We start from the raw sequence: 6,532 nt of genomic DNA, 5'->3' as shown, positions 1-6,532 counted from the left end.
TAGCCGACTTAGCCGAAGGACTGGCCGAGCTCCGGACGCGGACCGTGTGGCAGACGCTCGTCGCGTCGGCGGAACGGGTCCCGGATCACGCTGCGCTGGTCGCCGCCGCCGACGACGGGAAGGTCCGACGGCTGACGTACAGCACGTTGGTCGAGCGGGTGCGGGCGCTGTCCGTCGGCCTGGCCAGCATCGGTGTCCGGCGCGGGGACCGTGTCGTGTTGTGGCTGACGAACACGCCGGAGTGGATCGTCTCGCATTTCGCCTGCATGCGGCTTGGTGCGGCGACGGTGCCCGTCAACACCTTTCTGAAGCCGGCCGAGATCTCCTACATCATCACCCAGTCCGGTGCCCGTCACGTGATCCTGCTCGATGGCTTCCGGACCTTGTGCATGCCCGCGATGCTCACCGAGATCTGCCCGGAGGCGGCGACCGTGGACAGGCCCGGGCATCTGCTCAGCGCCAGGGCTCCGGACCTGCGCAATGTTGTGATCTTCCATCGTGACGGGGGTCACCACGATTGGGCCTACGACCTCACGGAACTGGAGACGCTCGGGCGCGATCCGAAGGTTGCGCAGGCCCGGGCACTCGCTGATCGCATGGAGCGGCAGGTACTGGGCAGCGACCTCGCAATGGTGAAGTACACGTCCGGCAGCACCGGGTTCCCGAAGGGCGTGATGCTCGAACAAGGCGGCATCGTCGCCAACGCGGCGCTGCACTCCCGGCGCGTCGGGATCGACGGTTCCGACGTGTTCTTCAGCATGATGCCGTTCTTCCACGCCGGCGGCAGTATCTATGGCCTTATGACGATGCTGGTCAACGGCGGCACGCTCGTCTTCACCGAGGCGTTCAACGCCCACCTCGGCGCGGAACTGATCGAGTCCGAGCGGGCCACCGTGATGTTCGGGGTACTTCCTGCGGAGGTTGTGCGGGCCGCGATCGAGGACGGACGCGACCTTTCGTCGGTCCTCGATCGCCCACGTTCCGAACGAGGACGCGCGTCGGGCTCTGCCCAACGTCACGTTCATGTTCGTCCCCTTCGGACTGACCGAGACGTACGGGCCGGCGTCGATGACGGCTCCGGACGATCCGCCCGACAAGCGGCGCACGACGGGTGGCCGCCCGCTGCCGGGTAACGAGGTCCGCGTCGTCGACCCCGCGACCGGCCTCGACGTCCCACCTGGGGCTGTCGGTGAGGCATGGGTACGCGGCAACGTCATGCGAGGCTACTGGAACAAGCCCGAGGAGAACGCCCGGGTTCTCGATGCCGACGGCTGGCTGCACAGCGAGGACCTCGTCTCCATGGACGCCGACGGCTACATCACCTATGCGGGTCGACTGAAGCTGATGCTGAAGGTCGGCGGTGAGAACGTCTCGGTCGAGGAGGTCGAGAAGGTCGTCGCCAGCCACGACGCGGTGGCCTACTGCGGAGTAGTCGGCGTACCCGACCGGCGCAGGGGCGAGGTGGTGCGGGCTTACGTCGTCGTGCGCCCCGGCCACTGCCTCGACGCCGACATCTTGCACTCGTGGCTCAAGACGCGTCTCGCCCGGTTCAAAGTTCCCAGGGACATCGTGTTTCTCGACGAACTCCCGCGGTTGGCCAACGGCAAGCTCGACCGGGTCGGCCTGGCCGGACAGGCCAAGGAAGAGGTGACGGCGTGACCGGTGTGACCGACGCGGATGTCTTCGCCGCGTTCCCCGCGGTGCTGATCGACCGCGACAACATCGAGCATTACCGCGGGCTGCTCCAGCAGCGGCTGCTGATCAATCGTTGCTCGTCCTGCGGCTACTGGGTGTACCCGCACCGCCCGCTGTGTCCGGAGTGCTGGTCGTGGGACATCGTGCCCACCGAGGTGAGGGGCGAGGGCTTCGTGTTCCTGTGCACCCTGATCCACCAGGAGCGGGACCCGGACGCCATGCTGCCGGAGCCGGTGCCGGCCGCCGCCGTGGAGCTTGTCGAGCAGTCGGGGCTGCGTTATCTGGCTCCGATCGTGAACTGCCCACGCGAGGCGATCCGGCTCGACATGCCCGTGCGCCTGACGTGGGTGGATCGCGGCGGGCTCGCCTCGCCAGCGTTCGAACCGGCGGGCCCGATCCAGAGCGGAAGGTGAAAGGGACATGGCGCGCAACCCGCTGAAGGACAGCCTGGCCGTGGTGGGTGTCGGGTCGACACCTTACGGCCGCGATCTGAAGCGCACCGAGCTGTCGCTCGCCCTTGAGGCTGCCATCGGCGCCATCGAGGACGCCGGCATCGACCGGCAGGAGATCGACGGCGTCTGCGGCACGGGCATGGATCCGCTGGCCATGGGAGGATCCGGATTCCTGACGCTGCAGGGCGCGCTCGGAATCGAGAAGACCACCTGGCAGAAGAACGGGTGGCTCGGATCATGCTTCGTGTATGCGGCGGAAGCGGTGTTCTCCGGCCTGTGCGACACGGTCCTGGTGGTGCAGGCGTATACCCGCGGCCCCGGGATGTCACGGTCCGCCGCGAACGACCCGTTCCGTCTGCGGGCGGCACAGCAGCGGATGGCGGGCCAGGTGCTCACGGGCCAGAGCGACTTCGCCCGCCGCTGGATCCACTCCGGCGAGCCGTACGCCGCCTGGATGGCGCGCTACATGCACGACTACAAAGCGACGAAGGACGCCTTCGCCCGCATCGCGGTGAACAACCGCACCCACGCGACAAGAAACCCCAGGGCGGCCATGCGAACCCCGATCACGATGGAGGATTACCACGCCTCCCGCGTCATCTGGGAACCCATGCAGATGCTCGACATGGACGTGCCCGTCGACTGCGCGGAAGCTCTGATCATCACGACCGCCGAACGGGCAATGGATCTGCGCCACAAGCCGGTGTACATCCACGCCATGTCGCTGGGCGGTTCACGGGTCGGGGAGTACTACGACAACAGCCTGGGCTGGACCGATAACTCGCTGTGGATCTCCCTGGCCGGTCTCTGGGAGCGCAGTGACGTGACCATCGACGACCTCGACCTCTTCTTCCCCTACGACGGCTACACCATCGACACCGTCGGGTGCATCGAGGCAGCCGGGTTCTGCAAGCCGGGCGAGGCCGGCGACCTGCTGGCGTCATCCTGGGACGCCGAGGCGAACATCCTTCGCCTGGGCGGACACACGCTCCTCACAACCAACGGGGGTGGGCTTTCGCAAGGACGTGCCGGGGGCTTCAACTTCTACACCGAGGCGGTACGACAGTTGCGCGGCGCCGAAGGGGAGCGCCAGGTTCCTGACGCTCGGACGGCGCTGGTCTGCCCCGGCAGCAGCTTTTTCCATGACCCGGCGTCGGTCATGTTGCGCACCGACTGAGCGCCGAGATGAAGGCGCGCACGCTCGTCAGCTTCGACATTGACGGCACCCTTGAGACGGGCGACCCTTCCGGACCGGTCCCGATGACCTTCGTCCAGTGGGCACAAACGCAGGCCTGTGTGATCGGGAGTTGCTCCGACCGTACCCCCGGCGAGCAGTTGGCGATGTGGGCACGCGCCGGGATTACCCCTGACTTCGTCAGCCGCAAGCACGAGCTCCTGAGGGTCCGGACATCCTTCGCCTGCCAAAGGTTCGTACACATCGGCGACACCCGCGTTGACGAGCACTTCGCCGCACAGGCGGATTTTGAGTTCATCTTCGTGCCCGATCTCGCGCGCCGGCTTGCCGACTCCCCTGGCCGCCCGCTCGGCGATGTGTGGACCCTGGCGCAGTGCATGAACGAGCCGGACATGTAAACGACCTGGTGACCACGGAATCAGGCGGCAGGGATTGGCCCGCTGCCTACGAAAAGGTATTGCACGATGGAGAAGCTCTGGGCCAATTCGGGTGACTCGCACCTCGTCGAGCCGGACGATCTTTTCGACAGGAGCTTGTCCCGGTCCCTCGCAGAACGCATGCCGCGCAGTGTCAAGGACCTCGATGGCGGCTGGGAGACGATCCACGTCGACGGACAGGAGTTCCGCCGTCGCCTGCCCCGGCCCGGCAGGAAACTCACCGACGAGAACGGCCTCACCGTCCCCGACCGGGCGCCCGGCGCGAACGACAGGAAGATGCGCCTGCTCGACCTGGACTCCGAAGGCATCTGGGCCGAGCTCATCTATCCCTCTCTGGGGATGTGGACCTCATCGATCCGTGACCCGGAGCTGCTCGCGGCCGGCGCCCGAGCAATCAACGACTGGGCCATTGAGTACCAGCGGTTCTCACCCCGCTACGTCAGCGCGGCGACGATCCCCTTCCTCACCGTCTCCACCGCCGTCGCCGAGGTCACGCGGGCCGCGAATCTCGGCTTCCATGCCGCCTCCCTGCCGGTCGTGCCACTCATCGACGGGGACGACTGGCATCGTGAGTCGTGGGAGCCGCTGTGGGCCGCCCTCGCGGAGACGGGTCTTGTGGTCGCGTTCCACATCGGCAGCGAGCCCCATGAGGCGTCCAGCCGTAACGGCACCTACTACCGCGGTCCCGGCGGGGCGCTCCTCAACTACCTGGAGACGACCTATGGCGGCCAGCGGGCGGTGGCCAAACTGATCGCCGGCGGCGTGTTCGACCGGCACCCGTCCCTGCGCGCAATCGTGTCCGAGGGCGGAGCGACCTGGGGGCCGTTCATCGCCGACCGGCTCGACGAGGCGTACCGGCAGCACGCGTCGGCCGTCCGCCCCCGTCTGCGTCGGCTCCCCAGCGAGTACCTGTACGAGAACGTCTACGCGTCCTTCCAGCATGATCGCTCTGCCGTCGCCGCCGTGACAGCCATGGGCTGGCGCAATGTGTGCTGGGGCAGCGACTACCCGCACATCGAAGGCACCTTCGGCCATACCCAGAAGACACTCCAGGAGCTCGTCGGCGACCTCGATCCCGCTACCCGCCACCGCATCACCCAGGGCGCCTTCCAGGAGCTGTTCCCCCACGTGCCGCCCGCTCCAGACGGGGAGTCATCGCCTGGTCCGCTCGACGCGGCGGCGAGATGAGGCCACCCGGCGCGGGAAACCCGGGCGATCCGCGGTTGAACGCGTGACGTCGCCTGGGATGTGCCGACTACTGCACAGCACACACAGCCGTTCCTGCCGGAACCCAAAGCCAGAAACCATCGCAGAAACCAGAAATCCCACCACCGGTGGAATCCCGCCTTTCTTCGTCGATCCTGACGCCGATGAAAGGATGCGAGATGATTCGTAGGACACGATTATCCGCCGCCGTCGCATGCTGCGTGGCGCTCTTCCTGGGTGCCTGTGGCGGCGGTGGCGGCGATACCGCGGCGTCCACAGGCCCTCAAACGAGCCGGTGGCGGGCGGCGAGGCACGGATTCTCACCCTGAGTGACCCGCGCACCCTGGATCCGGCAATCCTGGGCAACGCGTATGCTTCCGGTGCGCTCCTGGGTAATGCCCTGTACGGGACGCTGATGACCAACGATGAGGCGGACGAGGTCCAGTACTCGATGGCCGAGTCGTTCACCACGACCGACAACGGCGCCACCTTCACCCTGAAACTGCGACCGGGGCTGGTGTTCTCCGACGGCACCCCGCTGAACGCGGAAGCTGTGAAGTTCAACTGGGACCGGACCAAGGACCCGGCTGTCGGCTCGGCCCACCGGTCGGAGGCGGCGATGATCCAGTTGTCCGAGGCAGTGGACGACGTCACGCTGAAGGCCACCTGGTCACCCCCGTTCCGAGGTACGCCCAGTCCGTCCTCGCCTCCTCGATGAACTGGATCGCCTCGCCCGCGTCCCTGAAGAGGGGCCAGGAGGCCTTCAACGCGAAGCCGATCGGCGCGGGGCCGTTCACCCTCGAGAGCTGGACTCGTCAGGCCGACATCCGGCTCGTCAAGAACCCGCGCTACTGGGACGCGCCCAAGCCCTACCTCGACCGCATCACTCTCCACTCGGCGCTCGACGGCAACCAGCGCTACAACACGCTGCTCACCGGAGGTGCGGACGTTGCCATCGACTCGAGCTGGATCAACTTCGACAAAGCTGTCAGGGCCGGTCTACCGACCGATGTCATGCATCTCAGCGGCGGAATCCTCGTGGCTCTGAACATGCGCAGGCCACCGTTCAACGACATTCGTGCGCGTCAGGCGGTCGCGACAGCACTCGACATGGACGCGCTGAACCTCGCTGCCTACAACGGCACAGCGCAGCTTGCTGACACGTTGTTCACCAAAGCGTCCCCTTTCTACTCGCAGACGCCACTACGGAAGACGGACAAGGTGACCGCCCAGCGGCTCTTCGACGAGTTGGCAGCCGAGGGTAAACCGGTTATCCTTCACATTCACCAGCTCCCCCAGTAGCGAGAACAAGGCATTGGCGGAGAATATCCAGGCCCAGCTCGGCAGCTTCGACAACGTCGAGGTCCGAATCAGAACCGTCGAGCTCGCCGAGTTCGTGCAGTTGCGCGCGACCCACGACTTCGACTCGATTATCACCTCCGCGCTCTTCCAGGACCCCGAGCCTCGGTTGTCGACGGTCTTCGGTGGGGACTCGCCTGCGAACATGCCCGGAAGCTATTCAGAAACTCTTTTGATTCTCTCGAAGA

At 66.4% G+C, this 6,532-nt stretch carries 6 protein-coding genes and 2 pseudogenes; all 8 read left to right on the top strand.

The window, feature by feature from the left end; genetic code table 11:
• The first annotated feature begins 44 nt into the window (after window positions 1-44).
• Window positions 45-1,133 carry an AMP-binding protein gene (locus AC559T_RS07390; protein ID WP_498868212.1) on the top strand — a complete coding sequence of 363 codons (1,089 nt, stop codon included), beginning with the start codon at window positions 45-47 and terminating at the stop codon, window positions 1,131-1,133.
• Entirely contained in the window at window positions 1,024-1,659 is a 636-nt protein-coding gene (locus tag AC559T_RS07385) for a class I adenylate-forming enzyme family protein (RefSeq protein ID WP_498868211.1), read from the top strand. Before AC559T_RS07390 ends, AC559T_RS07385 begins: the two co-directional genes overlap by 110 nt.
• Window positions 1,656-2,108, top strand: a complete 453-nt coding sequence (locus tag AC559T_RS07380; RefSeq protein ID WP_071067037.1) for a Zn-ribbon domain-containing OB-fold protein — start codon at window positions 1,656-1,658, stop codon at window positions 2,106-2,108. The genes AC559T_RS07385 and AC559T_RS07380 overlap by 4 nt, the downstream gene beginning before the upstream one ends.
• Before the next feature lie 7 nt (window positions 2,109-2,115).
• Window positions 2,116-3,324, top strand: a complete 1,209-nt coding sequence (locus tag AC559T_RS07375) for a thiolase family protein (RefSeq protein ID WP_071067038.1) — start codon at window positions 2,116-2,118, stop codon at window positions 3,322-3,324.
• Window positions 3,325-3,332: 8 nt separating this feature from the next.
• Complete coding sequence (locus AC559T_RS07370) at window positions 3,333-3,740, top strand: hypothetical protein (RefSeq protein WP_498868210.1); 408 nt, start codon at window positions 3,333-3,335, stop codon at window positions 3,738-3,740.
• Window positions 3,741-3,806: 66 nt separating this feature from the next.
• Complete coding sequence (locus AC559T_RS07365; RefSeq protein WP_498868209.1) at window positions 3,807-4,967, top strand: amidohydrolase family protein; 1,161 nt, start codon at window positions 3,807-3,809, stop codon at window positions 4,965-4,967.
• A 232-nt stretch (window positions 4,968-5,199) separates the two neighbouring features.
• Window positions 5,200-6,287, top strand: a pseudogene (locus tag AC559T_RS07360) (ABC transporter substrate-binding protein).
• A gap of 13 nt (window positions 6,288-6,300) precedes the next feature.
• Window positions 6,301-6,532, top strand: a pseudogene (locus AC559T_RS07355) (hypothetical protein); the annotation flags it as partial.

The sequence above is a fragment of the Frankia sp. Hr75.2 genome (assembly GCF_949319125.1).
Taxonomy (GTDB): Bacteria; Actinomycetota; Actinomycetes; order Frankiales; family Frankiaceae; genus Parafrankia; species Parafrankia soli.
Note: the sequence above shows the minus strand (reverse complement) of the source record. Positions and strands in the feature narration are given on the sequence as shown.